The following is an 18,129-nucleotide window of genomic DNA, read 5'->3' on the forward strand; positions in this document are numbered from 1 at the left end:
TTAAAAGCACTCAGGGAAATGTAGTTTTATTCTGATTTAATCCGTTAACATAATGTAGGGGACGGCGCCCTCGCCGTCCCCTACAAATATAAATTATGATTTAATCAAGCTTTTTCATCAGAGCTGGTCTGCAAGGTCAAGGACAAGACGCTCGGTCTTCTCCCAGCCCAGACAGGGATCGGTAATGGACTTGCCATAGACGTTCTCACCTATCTTCTGGGAGCCGTCAACGATATAGCTCTCTATCATGAGTCCCTTCACGAGCTTCTTTATATCTTCGCTGTGGCGCATACTATGGAGTATCTCCTTGGAGATCCTTATCTGCTCCTCAAACTGCTTGCCCGAGTTGGAGTGGTTGGTATCCACGATAAGGGCGGGATTTTTCAGGTCTTTCTCTGCATAGATCTTTGCCAGACCGTAGAGATCCTCGAAGTGGTAATTGGGGAAGGACTGTCCCCTGTCATTTACATATCCGCGGAGGATAGCGTGAGCATAAGGGTTGCCGTCACTTCTCACCTCACAGCCTCTGTAGATGAAGGCATGATGATGCTGGGCAGCGGTGATGGAGTTCATCATTACTGAAATATCGCCGCCTGTGGGGTTCTTCATACCCACGGGTATATCTACACCGCTGGAGACCAGACGGTGCTGCTGGTTCTCAACGGAACGGGCTCCGATAGCGATATAGGACAGCAGATCGTCCAGGTAGCTGTAATTCTCGGGATAGAGCATCTCGTCAGCACAGCTGAAGCCGGTCTCCGCAAGGGCTCTCATGTGAAGGTGTCTCACTGCGATGATACCGCTCTTGAGGTCGGGCATAGCTGTGGGGTCGGGCTGGTGGAGCATTCCCTTATAGCCGTCGCCTGTAGTTCTGGGCTTGCCTGTATAGATACGTGGGATCATCATTATCTTGTCGCTGACCTTTTCCTGCAAGCCGCGAAGACGTGTGATATAGTCGAGGACGCTGTCCTCATTGTCCGCAGAGCAGGGACCGATAACAAGCAGGAATTTATCGGACTCTCCGCTGAATATCTTCTTTATTTCCCTGTCACGTTCAGCCTTGATGTCGATAAGCTCCTGAGAGAGCGGATGAGCAGCCTTCAGCTCCGAAGGGTGGGGCAGCTCGCGGATGATATTAAGTGCCATAAGAATTTTCCTTTCCGGATCATTTGAGCCAGTCTGTGCCGAACCTCATTGCCAGCTGGTCACAGACCACAAGTGCAGTAATGCTGTCAACTACAACTCTTGCACGATGCACGATAGCAGGGTCGTGGCGACCCTTTATCTGAAGAGTGGTATTTTCCATGGTGTTTATATCGATTGTCTGCTGTTCCTTGTAAATCGAAGGTGTGGGCTTTACGGCAACTCTGAAGAGTACGGGAAGTCCTGTGGTTATACCGCCCAGTATACCGCCGTTGTTGTTGGTCTCGGATACGGGAGCGCCGTTCACCGAGCTGAAGCAGTCGTTGCACTGACTTCCAAGCATATCAGCTGCGGCAAAGCCTGCGCCGAACTCCACTCCCTTGACGGCAGGTATGCCGAAAAGCGCATGGGCGAGAAGGCTCTCCACCGTGTCGAACCAGGGCTCGCCTACGCCTGCGGGAAGCCCCATGACTGCGGTCTCAAGTCTGCCGCCTACGCTGTCGCCGTCATTCTTGGCAGCGGTTATGGCTGCCTGCATTTCCTCTGCCTTCTGACTGTCGAGGACTGCGAACTCCATATCACCCAGCTGAGCGATGTCCCTTGCCATATCCCCGAAGGGACGGTCATAGACTCCGCCGCAGGACAGGATATGTGTGCCGATGGTAATGCCCTTATTGCGGAGAGCGCTGATGGCGACTGCTCCTGCGGCAACAACTCCTGCGGTTATCCTGCCCGAGAAGTGTCCGCCGCCGCGGAAGTCCTGAAAGCCGTGATATTTCATCTGGGCTGAGAAGTCCGCATGACCGGGACGGGCTTTATAGGCAAGCTCGCCGTAATCCTTGCTTCTTGTGTCCTGATTTTCTATGATGAAAGTTATGGGTGTACCTGTTGTCTTACCGTTGAAAACTCCGCTGACTATCCTTACCTTGTCTGCCTCGCGGCGGGCGGTGGACAGTGCGCTGACTGACTGGCGGAGCTTCATCTGATGCGCGATGAATTCCTCATCTACAGCAATTCCCGGAGCTATGCCGTCCAGTACGGCGCCGATAGCCTCACCGTGGCTCTCGCCGAAAACGGTGACGGAAACGCTGGAACCGAAGGTGTTTTTCATATATACATCTCCTCTGGTCTGTGTAAAAGTTCCGAATAACGTGAAAAAGCCCACTTCGGACTGCCTTTAAATTATACCACTTTGATAAGAATATGTCAACACGGCAATTCAACGATTTGCAGGTTCAAAGCGATAAAGTATATAGTTATTTTGTATAGTCCCGGGCAGCTCTTTTTGTACAGTTCCACATCATTGACTTTAACGGTATATCGTGGTATAATCAAGAAAAACGACGAGGTGAGCTTATGGACATAATGAGATTTTACAAGGGCGAGGAGTTTTCCGCATACGAGTATTTCGGTGCTCATCTCACGGAAAATGGCACCATTTTCAGAGTGTACGCCCCCAATGCCTCAAAGGTCTCTGTTATCGGTGATTTCAGCAAGTGGGAGGAGCTCCCCATGAAGGCTGTGAATGACGGAAGGTCCTATGAGCTCACGTTCCCCGCGGCTGTGGAGGGACAGCGCTACAAATACCGTATCTTCGATACAAAGGGAAACTTCATCGACCACTGTGATCCCTACGGCTTCGGCATGGAGCTCCGCCCCGGCACCTGCTCCGTTATAAGGAGCGTTGAGGGCTACCGGTTCGGCGACGAGGACTGGCTCAGTCAGCGCTCGGACTGCCGCGACAAGCCCCTCAACATCTATGAGGTGCACCTGGGCTCCTGGAAAAGGCGCTCCGATGAGGACGAGGAGGGCTGGTTCAGCTACTCGGAAATTGCCGATGAGCTCATCGACTATGTCTGCGAGTTCGGCTATAACTACATAGAGCTCATGCCCCTCAGCGAACACCCCTGCGACGAGTCCTGGGGCTATCAGAGCACGGGCTTCTTCGCTCCCACCTCACGCTACGGAACTCCCCTTCAGCTCATGGAGCTGGTGGACAAGTGCCACCGCCGCGGCATCGGCGTCATCATCGATTTCGTCCCCGTGCACTTCGCCGTTGACCATTATGCACTGACGGAGTTCGACGGCACCAGGCTATATGAGTATCCTGCGGACGACATAGGCTATAACGAATGGGGCAGCCGCAACTTCAACCATTCCAAGGGCGAGGTCCGCTCCTTTATAAAGTCTGCGGCGGACTACTGGCTCAGCGTCTACCACTTCGACGGTCTGCGCATGGACGCGGTCCGCAATATGATATACTGGAACGGCGACGAGCACCGCGGCGAGAACAAAACTGCCATACAGTTCCTGAAAGACATGAACAGCGGGCTCAAAGCCCGTCACCCTTCCGCAATTATTTCCGCAGAGGACTCCTCTGCCTATCCGAAGGTAACAGCTCCCGTATTTGACGGTGGACTGGGCTTTGACTACAAATGGGACCTGGGCTGGATGCACGATACTCTGGAGTATTTCCAGAGTGCTCCCATGTATCGCTCCCGCGACTATCACAAGCTCACCTTCTCTATGCTGTATTTCTACAACGAGAAGTATATACTCCCCCTCTCTCACGATGAAGTGGTCCACGGCAAGGCAACTGTGGCTCAGAAGATGAACGGTCAGTACAATGAGAAGTTCCCCCAGGCAAGGGCTCTGTATATGTACATGATGGTCCACCCGGGAAAGAAGCTGAATTTCATGGGAAGCGAGTTTGCCCAGCTCCGCGAATGGGACGAAAAGCGCCAGCAGGACTGGGATATGCTGAAATACCCCCTCCACGACTCCTTCAGAGAGTACATAAAAGCCCTCAACAAGATATATCTTGAGCACAAGGCGCTCCACTATGACTATGACCCTACCAATTTCGCGTGGGAGGACTGCAACTCCGCGGAGAGGTGCGTGTATGCCATTCGCAGAAAGGCTGCGGAGGGCGATATACTTGCAGTTCTCAACTTCTCCGACTGGTATCAGTTCGGCTATTCCGTCAATATCGGCAGCAACTGGGGTGCGGAGCTCCTTCTGGACTCCGACAATCAGCGCTACAGCGGAACTACTCCCGAGGGCAAGGCAGAGTTCACCCTTGCAAATGGCAGGCTGAACATGGACATTCCCCCATTCAGCGGCAGGATATTCCTGCTTTCAAGGACAAAAAAGGCGGAGCTGTAAGGCTCCGCTTTTTGTTATAATATTAATTTTTTACCAGCCTATTGATTTTGAACTGCCATTATGATATAATATTATAGTGATTTTATGCAGTGGTATCGAAGTGGTCATAACGGACATGACTCGAAATCATGATGCCCCTTGAGGGACGTGGGTTCGAATCCCACCCACTGCGCCATATCGTCATGACTAAATTGATGACATGCCCAAAAAAGCCCGAGATATCGGGCTTTTTTGCTACCCAAATCTCGAAAATTTTACTTCGATTTTCATAGATGACATTGGGCTGTTTTAGCCATGTGTAAGGATTTGAACTCTCAAAAGAGCAGATTCAGTCCCCTCCAAAGGTCGAAATACAGGCAAATTTCGATTTTGTCGCCCAAAAATAGTATACAAAGTTTCGGACTCGGTTTTAGTGGTTTTCACGAAATATGAAAACACTGGAATCGAGTCCTTTTTGTTTTCCCGAAAACCAACTGATAGTAAACCTATCAGCGATTTGTGAGCCGTTTTTGACGGCATCGGTGACAGTTCGGGAAGCTGCACCACCGAGAGCGATTGAAGCCGCTGTGAACGATTTGTGAGCCCAGTGGCAAAGTTCATCCGCTTCTTCAAGCTCGTATCTGGTCAATTCGTAATCTGTCCATTTTAGATAGACTTCAGCTTATACCATTGGCGAGAATGATGATACAAAGATACTCAAAGGCGTGATATATCTTCGTTTCAATTGTGCGACGTTTGATCACTCGCGTCAAAGCAAGGAGCCGTTCGCATCACTTGTTATTTATATTAATTGAATAATAGTTGTCGCAGGGTAACATTTTTCAGAGTGTTGCCCTGCGTTTGCTTTTTTATAGAGGATAAAATATTCTCCAACAAAAACACACGAAAAATATTAGTTATCAACAATTTGTGAACAAAAAATGTACGAACGGATTACAAATTTGTAATTCATCAAGCACTAAATTAGTGGATAAAAATATCTTGACTTAATAAAATTGCCAAAAGTGTTGAACAAAGACCATGATGAAATAATCTTGTTTTACAAAACTAACATATTTTAGGATTACAAATTTGTAATTCGTCGAAGCCTTGACAAACGTCAGGAAGGGATATATAATTTATGCAGTTAGCAGATACTTACATCACTAACACTAACAACCACCTATGGACCGTGGCAGCAGCCTCGGTTTAGCAGCTCGGTGTGCACAGAGCGGTCATACATGAGACAAGCCGAATTGATCAGCGGCGAGTTTCGGTACAAACAAGATGTCAGTGCGGAAAGGCTCCGTAATGACGAACGACAATTTTTTAAGGAGGATTTAACAATGTTAAAGAAGAGAATCACATCAGCAATCGCAGCCCTCGCTATGGCTGCAACGATGAGCGTATCTGCACTCAGTGCTTCTGCGGCAGATTACAATGTACCTAACGATGATACTTCAATCGTTACGTTACAGCGTGATTACACCAATTATACAAATGCCGCTTTTTATTCAACAAGCGGAAATGAAGCACCTTACGGTATGTCTACTGCTTGCATTGATAGTGTATCAACCGCCTCTGACGGCACTGTAACAATTGTTCTCAAAAGAGGTAGTGTTACTGTAATGAATTGGTTTGAAACTCATGTAACAATTACAGGTTGTGAGAACACAACATCTTCGGCTAATTACTTTGTAAATCCTGACAGCACTTATACATATGGCAGAATAGTTATTCCTGCTGCTGATATCTCGCCAGCTTCTGGTTATGGATCTGTTGAAGTAACTGTTACTTTCGGAGATACTCTTGGTAACATTATGTCGGCTGTATCTTCAGTCTCAAATATGTCAAACCCGATGGATTTGGAACTCAGACTTTCTTAATAACAGAAATTCGAGAATCAAACACTATCAACAAATAACTATTATAGAAGCCTCCTGCAATGCAGTGCAGGAGGCTTCCTTTTTTAGGAGAAATTAAATTGAGTAAAAAAATATTATCTGGACTTCTTGCTTTCACAACTATGCTTTCTGTATGTTGTGTAAGCAATTTTAATGATAACATAGTTTGTGCGACAGAATCAATCGAATCTGTCGAAAATGCAAAATCGTTGTATTTAAGAGCTTTAGATGAAGCAAAAAGTATATCGAGTGACGAATACTCAGCAGATTCATTTGCAACTTATAATGCAAAACTCTCTGATTATGATGTTACTAATATTCTCGATATGTATTCAAATCCATACACTTCATATGATTATGAAAAACTAATACAAGGGATAGAGTGTGCAAAACAATTTTTGATATCTGATAAGTCTCATACATATTATAATGACTTGAAGAATTTGATTAGTTATGGAGAGAATATAAATCCTTCTGATTATACTGAAGAAAGCTACTCGGCATTTAAAACACAGTTTGATACGCTATTATCTGGCAATTTTTCTTTAGAAAATGCATATTCTTTGGAAGAAGCTGGAAATGGTGCTGATATATACCACTATTATATATCTCAGAGATATGCAACTTGTTTTAATTTGCTTGTAAGCAAAAATCGTCAAGATATAAATATAACTGATGAATTAACGGGTGTATCTCTTGTTTCTAACACTGATGTTATATCGTCTGATGTGATTTTCGCGGTTGACAAATTTAATCATGATAACTGGAATTGGACAGAAGTAGATTTACCTGGTTTAATTGATATACCTAATATGTGCAGTAACTATGAGTATTATAGTTTTAATATTACAGACGCAGATAATAATCGAAAAAATATTACTGCTCCTTATACTGTTGAAATACCAGTTAACAATGAGTTTGACATTGATAATTTATCAATTACTATATACAAAAACAATGCCTCAAAAGGTAGTATTGTAACAAGAAAAATAGATAAGGAAAATAGAAAAATAATCCTTACTTTTAAACAAAATTTTCTTAACTATGCTAATGGTGCTGCAATTATGATTGCTAATCCTATAAAAGCTATAGACCCTACAACATTAGAGGACGGCATTTATAGCATTGATGCTGAATTAACTATGTATAGTGATGCTTCAAAAGCTTCAATGGCAAATTCAGCATTAAATCATGATGCATTTATTGTAAAGTCTGGTGATAGTATAGATACATATATGAATTTTAACCCTATATATGTATTCGATGTTAATACGCCAGCATTTTGCGGCGGCCTTTGGAGTGAAAAAGGTGTACATGATGATGGAGAATATTATTCTGATAGTGAAACTATCTTGAGCTGCTATACTAATGAAGATGGTTCAATTAGAAATAATGATATATATAACGGAGTAACCGAGATTCCTTGCATAAAAGCGATAAAATTACATTTGGAAAGAGAATGTTATAATCAATACGGCGGTTATACATTAGCAGTTAGTTCTCCAACAATGGCAGCTATGTCTAATACACCTTTTGAAGAAATGAAAATGGATACTTTGACTTGTAATCTAATGATTTCGAAGCCACTATATCTCGGTACAATTGAAGAAGCATCTTCATATCTTCCATTATATGACAAATCTGCCCTCCTCCGCAAAATTAAGCAGGTCGAGCTTAAATTCGCCGCAAACAAGGGCGAGGCTAAATTGGAAGCTGCTCTTGCAGAAGCCAACAAGGTCTACACAGCTAAGTATGAAGATGCCGCTGCCGCTTCTAAGGCTTACGAAGCAGCTATCGCAAAGCTCGATGAGTTTGAAGCAGGCTACGACATGACAAAGAACCTCCCTGACGGAAAGTATATCGTTCATGCTGATATGGTTCAGCTCAACCGTGTCGATCCTTCTATGTCTGATGCTGCTATCAACCACGATATCGTTGTAAATGTCAAGGACGGCAAGGCTACTGTTCAGGTAGAGTTCAAGGGACTTGCTTTCTCAGGAAAGTTCGGTTACCTTTCAAGACTCTGGAACTATGACAAGGGCTATACATACTCACTTTCAGGCGCTCCCATTGGTACTAAGACCGAGGCAAAGGTGCTTTCAAAGTACGATGTTATCGATCAGTACAGCAATGACAATCCTCCGCACTACCTCGAATTCGAGCTTGTAGATGGCGTTGGCGCTGAGTGGGTTCCGCTCCATGTTTATGTTCCTGTTATGACAGGCAGCGAGGATCAGGACGTTAATATGCATATCGACTGGTCTACAGCTCGAAAGGCTGGAGAGATCGCTGAGTACACAGGTAATACCCTTTCACTCAAGGATGATTTCGGACTTAACTTCTTCTTTAACTTTGGCGAACAGACTCTTAATGATGCAGGTGCTAAGGTTAAGTTCACTCTCCCTGACGGCTCTGTTAAGGAGTACGTTATCAGCGAAATTGCAGACGCTGACAAGACTGCAAACGGTTATAAGTTCTCTGCAAATGTTGCCGCTAAGGAAATGACAGCACCGGTTAAGGTACAGGTTATCCTTTCAAACGGCGAAACAAGCGAAGTATTCAGTTGCTCTGTTAAGGAGTACGCTGACAAGCTCCTTGCTTCTTCAACTAATGAGTCGGAGATCGCTCTTGTTAAGTCTATTCTTAACTACGGCGGATATGCTCAGGAGTTCTTCGGATATAACAAGACAGCCCTTGCAAATGCAGACCTCACAGACGCTGAAAAAACTCTTGGCGATGTAACAATCGCAAATACAAAGCGTGAAAAAGTTGATGACGAGGACGACGGTATCAACTTCTACGGTTCATCTCTCTCACTTAATACAAAGATCGACCTGAAGGCATACTTCACTCTTGAAGATGGAGCAAAGATCAGCGATTATACATTCAAGATCGGCAGCACTGAACTTACTCCTGTTGAATCAGGCAATAAGTATTATGTTACTATCCCTGATATCACTTCCAGAGATATAGATGAGCGTTCAGCCATCGAAATTGCTAATAAGTCAGGCGAAGGTGAGCTGTCCGTTAAGACAGGTCCTTACGCATACATCTACAAAGCACTTTCAAAGTCATCCGACGAGAAGCTCCAGTCTCTCATGAAGGCATTGTACTTCTACAGTCAGGCTGCTGAAAACTATAATGCATAAGGAGGCATAAAAATGAAGGAAAAATATATCACTCCGGAGACTGAGATCATCGAGTTTGAGAATGAGGATGTTATCACTACAAGTGATCCTAACGAAACACCTATTCTCTGATTAAACTGAACTATTTGCAATCAGGAACAGATGGTGTTAAAAATACTGTCTGTTCCTTTCATATTGGCATAACAAAATTGATGGTACGCCCAAAAAAGCCCGAAATATCGGGCTTTTTTGCTACCCAAATCTCGTAAAATTTACTTCGATTTTCATAGATGACATTGGGGCATTTTAGGTCTCTGGCTGGATTTGAACTCTCAAAAGTGCGAATTCAGTCCCCTCCAAAGGTCGAAATACAGGCGAATCTCTATTTTGTTGGTAAAAAATAGTATACAAAGTTTCGGACTCGGTTTTAGTGTTTTTCACGAAATGTGAAAACACTGGAATCAAGTCCTTTTTTGTTTCTCCGAAAGCCATCTGATAGTAAACCTATCAGCGATTTGTGAGCCGTTTCTGACGGCATCGGTGGCAGGTCGAGAAACTACACCACCGAAAGCAACTACAGCCGCTGTGAACGATTTTTGAGCCTCCTGTGGCAGATACATAGAAAGCAGATCACGCCTGCTGTCTATGGAATAATTATGTAACAGGAGGAAAACAGATGAACAAATTTTACATGAATGGTAAGCTGATACACAAGGCTTCCGATCACAACACCAAACGCTGTGAGGTCGAGAAATGGGTATTCCTTCCTCATTCCGACTTTGAAAGGCTGAAATCCAACCCGTATCAGGAGCATGAAGCGATAACTGCTGCCAGGGACCTTATGTACGAGGACAAGAATGCCTATCACTGCATAATGCTGCTTGACGAATACAGTGATGATGGATTGCTCATCGAAGCGGAAGGCTTTGATTATCCTCGCCTTTCCATGTTCGTACCTGACGCTAAGTCAATCTACGAAAGGTACCAGACTTCCGAACCCGAACTGAAACTGCACGATATGATCAAGGATACGGTCGAAAAGATCGCTGAACTTGCTCATACCGGAAAAACAGACTTCACATCAGCTGATATGATCGATATGGACGAGGTCGATAGCCTTGTCAAAAATGCTATCATACAGCAGCTCACTCAGAGGGATGACATCTCTATGGCTAAGAATACGGATATTGGCGTAGACTTTCAGCCGGATATCCATGTTGAGGCTGAGAAGCTCACAGAGCTGAAGTTCTACTGTCCCCTTAAAGTTCAGCGAGAGATCAAGCCTTCATTTGATGAGGATGAAGATGAATTCTTCGAGGACACAGAGGAACTCTCAGATTTCGAGGTGCTTGAGTACGAAAGCGAGATCAGCAGTGCTATTGAGGCATATCAGTGTGATGAGGAAGAAAAACGTGGAATTATGGCATATCTCGGAGACAGAAAACGTTTCGCAGATAAGGTCTACTCCATATTCCCCTCCGTTGAGAAGGTCGGCGACAGGCTCATGGGAGTATTTACCTGCCAGATATGCGGAGAACTTGATAGCTATGAGTATGACGAGCTGTTACACGAACTCTCCGGACAGGCAAGTGACGGTTGGGGCGAAGGCTTCGAGCAGCGTGATATCCATACTTCTGAGGGAGATATCTACGTCAGCTTCTATGACACCTGCGGTGCATGGGAGCTTATGACTGAGGAAGAAGTAAAGGCGGCTCCAGAGTTGCCGTCAGAGGATGTAGGCATGAGAATGTGAGGCGATCGGTATGATAGATTTCACTATACACCATAAGAAAGAGCCTTTAAATAAGGTCATTGCTGTTGAACTGCCTATGAATGCCGATAATCTGTCGGATCTGTTACAGGAGCTCGGATATGAACCGCCCGAGAAGCTGAAAGTAAACAGTAAAGGCAAACCGTATGTCATTGAGCTGAACTCAGATACTAATATGGGCTTTGCTATCCTTGAAAGACTTTGTGACAACGATACGATAGCAGAACTCAATAATTTGTGTACTGTAATATGCAAGTGCTCAGATCAGGACTACATCTACCAAACTATATTCAATAGTGATGTCAGATGTATAAATGACATCAAAAAGCTGTTTGCAGACCGATTTATGGAGTTTTCAGATAAACTGGTGCTGAATACGAGCCTTGAAAGAAAGCCGAACGAACTTGCGGTCAAGGGCTGTATCATCGAAAAGGCTATCCCCGTCAGCCACAGGAAGTTTGAGGCTATAACAAAAGCTCCTCTCAGGGACGAACCGTTGATAGCTGAAAACAAGGATATCATGTACTTTGACAGTAAATATAATATGTATCACTGCCTTCTCATTTACGACAGGGACTTCGGCGATGGAATTGTTGTAGAGTCCGAGGGCAGTGACTATGCCCGATACGCTCAGTATGTTCCGCAGGCAAAGATAATATATGAGCAGCATCGCTCCACTCATATCAATGAGCTAAGGCTCTGCTGTCCTATAGAAATATATCAGCATATTTATGATTATCCGAGGGATAACTGCATTCTTGATAATGCGGATATGGCTGGGTATGCTGATGATATTAACGCATTTATTTATGAAAATGACCTTCCTGCTGAACATGAGAGAGGTCTTATGCATTGGTATCATCCCGAAGGTCCCGATGATGAGATAGCCGAAAAAGTCCAGTCAGCACACTGTACAGTAGAGGTAATAAACGGCGAACTCACAGGTGTCATAACTGCAAAGATCATTGGTGAGTTGTCTGATGAGTCGATGGCAAAGTTCACAGACTACTGCGTCGGTCAGTTGAGTGACGGCTGGGGCGAATCGCTGGAGCAGAAGTACATGAGAACAGAGTGCGGAGAGATCAATATCAGCTTCTGGTCGGACGATGAATCATGGGCTCTTGTACCCGAGGACGAATATTTAAGCGATAATACACAGGATATGGAGATGAGTATGTGAGTAAAGTAGAGATCAATATACCTCCGCAGTTTTCAGAAGCTATCGAGAAAGCTGCGGAAAAAGAAGTAATAACCGCAGACGAACTTACAGAAAGAGCTATGAAGAAGCTCTTAGAAAGGAGTAGCGAAGATGTCGGAAACTGAGAAAAAAGGCATAACAGTAAAGATCGATGCCGACCTGCACGCTCAGGTCAGGCAGTACATCGAAGCAAACGGTATGACAATGGCGGAGTTCGTATCAAAAGCACTTGATGACGAGCTCCACCCGAAGACAACTATCAAGGAGGAAAAATATATGGGAAATATGCGTACAATGGCGTTTCAGGTGCCGGAGGACTTGTTCCAGCAGATAAAGGATTATCTGGACAGGCATCACATGACACAGAAGCAGTTCGTACTCGGTCTTATCCAGGATGAGCTCGACCGTGACTATGAGGAACAGCAGGCAATGGCTGAAAAACAGCAGTCAGAGGATGAGCCTGACGAAGACGAGGATGAAGCCCTCGATGAGGACGAAGGCGAGGACCTGTCTGAGGAAGACGAAGAATCGGAGGATGAGGACGAAGATGAAGACCTCGACGAATCTGAAGATCCGGAAGAATCTGAGGACGAGGGAATGTCTATGGATATGTGAGGTGTTCAGGTGAAAGGATTTCCGTCAAGAGAACAGGTTGAGCGACTGAGACAGCAGTACCCGAAAGGAACGAAGATATGCTGTGACTATATGTCTGATGATCCACGACCTATCCCTCCCGGAACTATTGGAGAAGTTGTTGGAGTGGATGACGCCGGACAGGTCATGACGAGATGGAGCAACGGCAGTTCTCTTTCCGTTATCCCCGGCGTTGACAGTTTTCATGTGGTTCAGCCTGCTGTATCAGAAGCTAAAAAAGAACTGACAGAGAAACACAGCAGTCGATACGGTGACGTTTATGTCTCCACCTGTTACGATAATTCTATCCCAAGAGTTGATGATAATGGCAACGAGATGCTCTGCGAAGGATACTACTGTCAGGTGTTCAGTGACAGCGACTGCACGAATGAAATCGATAGTTTCTGTCTTGCAGAAGGTGTTGAGATCACAGACCTGTCGGATGAAGCTGTTGCGGCTGGTATCAAGAGCTACCTTGGCTTGAATAATGAGGATATAGCTCAGGATGAGGACGAATCTCAGGGAATGTCGATTGACTTATGACCGCAGGTATGGTATAATAGAGCTCGCAGTAAAAACAGAAAGAGGAAAATCAAATGGAAAAAGAACAGAATACTGTTGAGCTCACAAGAGCGATGTATAAGGAAATCAAGGCTATGAACCGAGACCAGATGCAGCAGGTGCTGACTAACATCTATAATCAAGGAGCCAAGAGCGTCGAGCATGGTGCTATCGAGTTCGAGAGCCTTCGTGAAGAGATCGGCAAGATCAACGGTATCGGCGAAAAACGTCTCGATGAGATAATGGCTGTAATAGAGAGTTTCATCTCTCCTGCCGAGTAATACAACCGAATACTATTATAAATATAATTAAAGGCCACTGGTGGTGAGTCCGTAACAGGACAACTACCAGTGGCCTTTTTTCGTTACATACAGCTGTCTGCAAAAATGCAGGCGGCTGTAATTTTTTGATGAAAGGTGTGAGTCTATTGAACTACGAAAGCTACCAGAGAAAAGGAATCGAAAGAAAGAGGAAGGTGAAGAAGAATTGTGATACGATATTTAGATATGTTCGCAGGTATCGGCGGTTTCCGCTCAGGCCTTGAACGAGTCGGCGGCTTTGAGTGTGTCGGTTACTGCGAGATAGACAAATTCGCAAAACAGGCGTATGAAGCGCTTTACGACACATCAAAGGAGGTTTACTACGATGACGCAACAAAAATCGTCCCGGAAGACTTGCCGGATATCGACCTTATTTGCGGAGGATTTCCTTGTCAGAGCTTTTCAATCGCAGGAAAACGGAGAGGCTTTGAAGACGCCCGAGGAACCATGTTCTTTGAAATTGCTCGGATCGCTGCCGTTAAAAGACCTCGCTATCTGCTGCTTGAAAACGTACCCGGACTGCTATCACATGACGAAGGCAGGACATTTGCGACCATCCTCTCTGCGCTGGATGAACTGGGGTACGATGTCGCATGGCAGGTGCTTAACAGCGCGAATTTTGGAGTCGCTCAAGCCAGAAAAAGAGTGTTCATTATCGGATTTCTTAGAACCAAGTGTGCCGGAAGAATACTGTCTTTCACAGAAGCAAATCCAAAAACTCTTATCCAGCGCATACCCGGAAAAGAAGGATGCAGAGTCTACTCTCCCGAAGGACTGAGCATAACGCTGACCGGAACTGCAGGCGGTTTCGGCGGTAAGTCTGGGCTGTATGAGATACTTGGTCTTCCGATAAAGTCCCTTACAAAGTCAGGTTATCAGATAGCCGTTCCCGGAGATAGTATCGACCTGGCATATGCGGACATGAACAGCCGCAGAGGACGTGTCGGACATGACATAGCCCATACGGTAACTCCGTCGGCAACACAGGGCTTCTATTCAGTAAAATGTATCGATATGAATCCCGAGCCTCAGATCACCGACCTTGCAAGGTGTATAACTGCAAGACAGGATAACGGCATCGGACATCATAAAGGCGAAAAATCAGCGGCTCTCTTCATGGACAAGCCGATACCTGTGCTCACTCCTGCCAAAGAGAAGGTACGGCAGCAAGGAAGACGTTTCAAAAATCCGGACGAGCCGATGTTCACTATAACCGTAACCGACAGGAACGGCGTTATGTATAACGGACTAATCAGAAAGCTGATGCCCCTTGAATGCTGGCGATTGCAGGGATTTACAGATGAGCAGTTCAATAAGGTCAAAGCGACAGGAATGTCAAATGCACAGCTATACAAGCAAGCCGGAAACGCTGTGACAGTAAACGTCATAGAAGCTCTGGCGAAATTCATAAAGGAAATTGATATGGAGGAATATGAGAATGAATGAAATGATGATTTTTAACAATCCCGAGTTCGGCTCGGTAAGAACAGTATGCATCGACGGCGAGCCTTGGCTTGTTGGAAAGGATGTAGCTGTAATACTTGGTTACAGTAATGACAGAGATGCACTTCAAGCGCACGTAGATGCCGAAGATAAGCGAATAATTCAAAAGTCGGATTTTCCGACTTTTAAAATTTCCAACAGAGGAATGACTGTTATCAACGAATCAGGCCTATATAGCCTTGTCCTTTCAAGCAAACTCCCCACAGCCAAGAAGTTCAAGCGTTGGGTAACAGCAGAGATACTCCCGACAATCAGAAAGACCGGCGGCTATGTTGCAAATGAGGATGTGTTCGTTGAGACATATCTCCCCTTTGCAGATGAACCTATAAAGCAGCTCTTCAGGATACAGTGCAGAGTCATCAATCAGCTCAATGAGCGTATCCGTAAGGACGAGCCGAAGGTGAAGTTCGCAGACCATGTTGGTGACAGCACTAATGTCATCGATGTTAATCGCATGGCTAAGCTCTGTGCTGATCACGGTATCCGCATCGGACGCAACAGGCTGTTTGCATGGATGAGGTCACATGGAATCCTCATGGGAGGAAACATTCCGTACCAGGAGTACATTGAAAACGGATACTTCCGTGTAAAGGAGTCTGTATACGAGACCAATGGTCAGAAAAGAACGTATCAGCAGACCTTTGTTACAGGCAAGGGTCAGCAGTACATCCTTTCAAGGCTGATGAGAGAGTATGGAGGTGTTATAAATGCCTAATCATGTAACAAGTGTAATCACCCTGTCAGGTGATGAGAGCCGTATAAAAGCTATGCTTGAACAGATCAAGAACGATGAGGTTGGCATAGGATCGGTGGATTTTAATAAGATACTGCCTATGCCCGAATCTCTGCATATGACAAGCGGATCCATCGAGGACAGTGCAATTGCGGTATACATTTCCGCTATAAATCCCATAAACGAAGAATTTGAAGGTGTCAAGAAGAAAGATGCCGCCGAATTCCGTAAAATGCTCAAGAAGCTGCCTGTCTTATCGCAGAAGATAGATATTCTCATGCCTGAGAACGAAGCAATAAACTTAGCTGAGAACAAGTATCGTGAGAGCGTTAAGTATCTTGTAGATAAAGGCGAGAAATACGTCTCCAACCTCATACAGTACGGAGCCTCAACGTGGTACGATTGGGCTGTCGGTAATTGGGGAACAAAATGGAATGCTTATGGCTACGACAACGGAGTCGAAATGGAAGACGGTAAGCTGAAATTCCTTACTGCATGGGCAGCTCCTCACCCCATAATGCAGAAGCTGTCAGAAATGTATCCAGATATAAAGTTCGAGCATGAATGGGCTGACGAGGATATCGGCAATAACTGCGGACGCTACGTCTATTACGACGGCAAACGCATAGAAGAATACTTCCCCGAGAGCCAGAAGGACTGCCTTGAATTTGCGGCAAAAGTAATGGATGCGAGCCTCGAGGAAGACTATTCTCTTTACCTTAATGCCACTGAAACTGAATATATCAACATCGAGTATGATGATGAGTATGAACTCATCGAGGTAGCTGGACATACGGCTCTCTTTACAAATGACCGCATAACCGATGCAAATATCCCGAAGGGAATGTACTGCTATCATCTGCGCCATAACGATGACGGAGAATTCTTTGCTATTGAAAAAAATGTTTCAGTAAATCATGCAGGTTCTATCGTTACGAAGGAACCCATTGATCTCAAGAATAAGGGATATATTGTGCTTGACGAGGACAGTAGTCCTAACTTCCTCGGTGAAACTATGTCCCTGTATATGTTCAGGGATTATGATCCCGGGCAGACCGAGGAACTGAGCATGGGAATGCAGGAGGTGTGATATGGACGAGAAAAGAAAAGTAACGCAGGAAGAGCTCGATAACATCTGCATACTGCATAATAAGTTCATCGAGGACGAGGACGGCGGTATACATGCCGTCTTCGAGAACTGCTCTTTTGAGAGATTATCATTTAAGGGGAAACAGTTCAACAGTGCTGCGTTCAGAAACTGCGAATTCAAGCTCTGTGATATGACAGATACAGGTATGTGCTTCGCCGAGCTTAATAATGTGAAGTTCAGCGGCTGTGACTGTAATATGTTCACAGCAGAGGAAGCAGCATTCAGGAATGTTGCATTCGACAAGTGCGACCTTAAATCTGCTGTTTTTACCCATAGTTCGCTGAGAAATATCGCATTCGATAAATGTGAGACTGACGGCATGAGTATGCAGAACTGCTATGAGCTCCCCGAAGCAGAGGTCATAAGGGTATCTCTGGAAGACCTGCGGAAGATGAAAGACAAGGAAGGAATTATCCTTCAGGGCTGCGGCGGAGATCTTCAGGAATGGGCTGACGGTATTAACTCAGCACTTATCGATACAGATATCCTGAGATCACCGTTCGACAGGCTCTATGTTTTTGAGAACGAAGGTCATACAAATATCATGTTCCCATTTGATGATGTTGAGCTTGACATCGGTAAGCTGGCAACGTGGCGTTTGCAGACTCATGAGCAGTTCGGCGGCACATGGCTCTCAGACTATGTCCCCAACAGGCTTGGCGGTTTTATTGAGGAACAGCCTGCACAGGAGCAGAAAAAGCCCGACTGTCCGCTTATCGGCGAAGATTCAAACATTTTTAACCTCATGGGAATAGCTTCAAAAACTCTCAAGAGGAACGGCATGGCTGACCAGGCAAAGGAAATGTGTGAACGCATCACATCATCGGGCGACTACAATAAGGCTCTCTGCATTATCGGAGAATATGTCAATATTACGTCAGTTGATGACGATATGGAAGAAAACGAGGACGAAGAAATGGAGGTAACTATGAACTGACCTC

At 45.2% G+C, this 18,129-nt stretch carries 15 protein-coding genes and 1 tRNA gene; 14 read left to right on the plus strand and 2 right to left on the minus strand.

Annotated features, from left to right (window positions below):
- Positions 1 to 117: 117 nt before the first annotated feature.
- Both T488_RS0100205 and aroC read right to left on the minus strand, forming a co-directional pair.
- Complete coding sequence (locus T488_RS0100205; protein WP_028519057.1) at positions 118 to 1,146, minus strand: 3-deoxy-7-phosphoheptulonate synthase; 1,029 nt, start codon at positions 1,144 to 1,146, stop codon at positions 118 to 120.
- 19 nt (positions 1,147 to 1,165) lie between these two features.
- Positions 1,166 to 2,254, minus strand: a complete 1,089-nt coding sequence (gene aroC / locus T488_RS0100210; RefSeq protein ID WP_028519058.1) for a chorismate synthase — start codon at positions 2,252 to 2,254, stop codon at positions 1,166 to 1,168.
- Between the two features lie 245 nt (positions 2,255 to 2,499).
- Between aroC and glgB the strand changes: the two genes are divergently transcribed.
- The 14 genes from glgB to T488_RS20275 all read left to right on the plus strand — a co-directional run bounded on the left by glgB (position 2,500) and on the right by T488_RS20275 (position 18,125).
- Positions 2,500 to 4,308: a 1,4-alpha-glucan branching protein GlgB gene (gene glgB, locus T488_RS0100215; protein WP_028519059.1), complete on the plus strand. Its 1,809-nt coding sequence runs from the start codon at positions 2,500 to 2,502 to the stop codon at positions 4,306 to 4,308.
- An 86-nt stretch (positions 4,309 to 4,394) separates the two neighbouring features.
- Positions 4,395 to 4,483: transfer RNA gene (locus T488_RS0100220), tRNA-Ser, on the plus strand.
- Positions 4,484 to 5,633: 1,150 nt separating this feature from the next.
- Positions 5,634 to 6,173: a hypothetical protein gene (locus tag T488_RS0100225; protein ID WP_155267124.1), complete on the plus strand. Its 540-nt coding sequence runs from the start codon at positions 5,634 to 5,636 to the stop codon at positions 6,171 to 6,173.
- 1,589 nt (positions 6,174 to 7,762) lie between these two features.
- Positions 7,763 to 9,340 (plus strand): NEAT domain-containing protein, encoded by a 1,578-nt coding sequence (locus tag T488_RS19750; RefSeq protein WP_196243244.1) that lies wholly within the window; start codon positions 7,763 to 7,765, stop codon positions 9,338 to 9,340.
- A 655-nt stretch (positions 9,341 to 9,995) separates the two neighbouring features.
- Positions 9,996 to 11,072, plus strand: a complete 1,077-nt coding sequence (locus tag T488_RS18440) for a DUF6329 domain-containing protein (RefSeq protein WP_051536047.1) — start codon at positions 9,996 to 9,998, stop codon at positions 11,070 to 11,072.
- A 10-nt stretch (positions 11,073 to 11,082) separates the two neighbouring features.
- On the plus strand, positions 11,083 to 12,270 hold the full coding sequence (locus T488_RS18445) for a DUF6329 domain-containing protein (RefSeq protein WP_051536049.1): 1,188 nt from the start codon (positions 11,083 to 11,085) through the stop codon (positions 12,268 to 12,270).
- Positions 12,267 to 12,413, plus strand: a complete 147-nt coding sequence (locus tag T488_RS0100255) for a hypothetical protein (RefSeq protein ID WP_028519062.1) — start codon at positions 12,267 to 12,269, stop codon at positions 12,411 to 12,413. Before T488_RS18445 ends, T488_RS0100255 begins: the two co-directional genes overlap by 4 nt.
- Positions 12,400 to 12,903 carry a hypothetical protein gene (locus T488_RS19475; protein WP_028519063.1) on the plus strand — a complete coding sequence of 168 codons (504 nt, stop codon included), beginning with the start codon at positions 12,400 to 12,402 and terminating at the stop codon, positions 12,901 to 12,903. The genes T488_RS0100255 and T488_RS19475 overlap by 14 nt, the downstream gene beginning before the upstream one ends.
- A gap of 9 nt (positions 12,904 to 12,912) precedes the next feature.
- Entirely contained in the window at positions 12,913 to 13,464 is a 552-nt protein-coding gene (locus T488_RS19115; protein ID WP_082320379.1) for a DUF4314 domain-containing protein, read from the plus strand.
- A 53-nt stretch (positions 13,465 to 13,517) separates the two neighbouring features.
- The gene (locus T488_RS0100270) at positions 13,518 to 13,763 is read left to right on the plus strand and encodes a hypothetical protein (RefSeq protein ID WP_028519064.1); all 246 of its coding nucleotides are present in this window, start codon (positions 13,518 to 13,520) and stop codon (positions 13,761 to 13,763) included.
- A gap of 207 nt (positions 13,764 to 13,970) precedes the next feature.
- A complete protein-coding gene (gene dcm, locus T488_RS0100275) occupies positions 13,971 to 15,248 on the plus strand; it encodes a DNA (cytosine-5-)-methyltransferase (protein WP_028519065.1) in 1,278 nt (425 codons plus the stop codon).
- Entirely contained in the window at positions 15,241 to 16,020 is a 780-nt protein-coding gene (locus tag T488_RS0100280; protein WP_028519066.1) for a phage antirepressor KilAC domain-containing protein, read from the plus strand. Before dcm ends, T488_RS0100280 begins: the two co-directional genes overlap by 8 nt.
- The gene (locus T488_RS18450) at positions 16,013 to 17,128 is read left to right on the plus strand and encodes an LPD28 domain-containing protein (RefSeq protein ID WP_051536051.1); all 1,116 of its coding nucleotides are present in this window, start codon (positions 16,013 to 16,015) and stop codon (positions 17,126 to 17,128) included. The genes T488_RS0100280 and T488_RS18450 overlap by 8 nt, the downstream gene beginning before the upstream one ends.
- A gap of 1 nt (position 17,129) precedes the next feature.
- Positions 17,130 to 18,125 (plus strand): pentapeptide repeat-containing protein, encoded by a 996-nt coding sequence (locus T488_RS20275; RefSeq protein WP_082320381.1) that lies wholly within the window; start codon positions 17,130 to 17,132, stop codon positions 18,123 to 18,125.
- Positions 18,126 to 18,129 lie beyond the last annotated feature (4 nt).

The sequence above is a fragment of the Ruminococcus flavefaciens ND2009 genome, assembly GCF_000621785.1.
In the GTDB taxonomy this organism is placed as follows: domain Bacteria; phylum Bacillota; class Clostridia; order Oscillospirales; family Ruminococcaceae; genus Ruminococcus; species Ruminococcus flavefaciens_C.

Excerpts from the sequence above, each read along its gene's own strand:
- T488_RS0100205 (WP_028519057.1), bottom strand. The coding sequence starts at position 1,146 with ATGGCACTTAATATCATCCGCGAGCTGCCCCACCCTTCGGAGCTGAAG.
- aroC (WP_028519058.1), bottom strand. The coding sequence starts at position 2,254 with ATGAAAAACACCTTCGGTTCCAGCGTTTCCGTCACCGTTTTCGGCGAG.
- glgB (WP_028519059.1), top strand. The coding sequence starts at position 2,500 with ATGGACATAATGAGATTTTACAAGGGCGAGGAGTTTTCCGCATACGAG.
- T488_RS0100225 (WP_155267124.1), top strand. The coding sequence starts at position 5,634 with ATGTTAAAGAAGAGAATCACATCAGCAATCGCAGCCCTCGCTATGGCT.
- T488_RS19750 (WP_196243244.1), top strand. The coding sequence starts at position 7,763 with ATGATTTCGAAGCCACTATATCTCGGTACAATTGAAGAAGCATCTTCA.
- T488_RS18440 (WP_051536047.1), top strand. The coding sequence starts at position 9,996 with ATGAACAAATTTTACATGAATGGTAAGCTGATACACAAGGCTTCCGAT.
- T488_RS18445 (WP_051536049.1), top strand. The coding sequence starts at position 11,083 with ATGATAGATTTCACTATACACCATAAGAAAGAGCCTTTAAATAAGGTC.
- T488_RS19475 (WP_028519063.1), top strand. The coding sequence starts at position 12,400 with ATGTCGGAAACTGAGAAAAAAGGCATAACAGTAAAGATCGATGCCGAC.
- T488_RS0100270 (WP_028519064.1), top strand. The coding sequence starts at position 13,518 with ATGGAAAAAGAACAGAATACTGTTGAGCTCACAAGAGCGATGTATAAG.
- T488_RS0100280 (WP_028519066.1), top strand. The coding sequence starts at position 15,241 with ATGAATGAAATGATGATTTTTAACAATCCCGAGTTCGGCTCGGTAAGA.
- T488_RS18450 (WP_051536051.1), top strand. The coding sequence starts at position 16,013 with ATGCCTAATCATGTAACAAGTGTAATCACCCTGTCAGGTGATGAGAGC.
- T488_RS20275 (WP_082320381.1), top strand. The coding sequence starts at position 17,130 with ATGGACGAGAAAAGAAAAGTAACGCAGGAAGAGCTCGATAACATCTGC.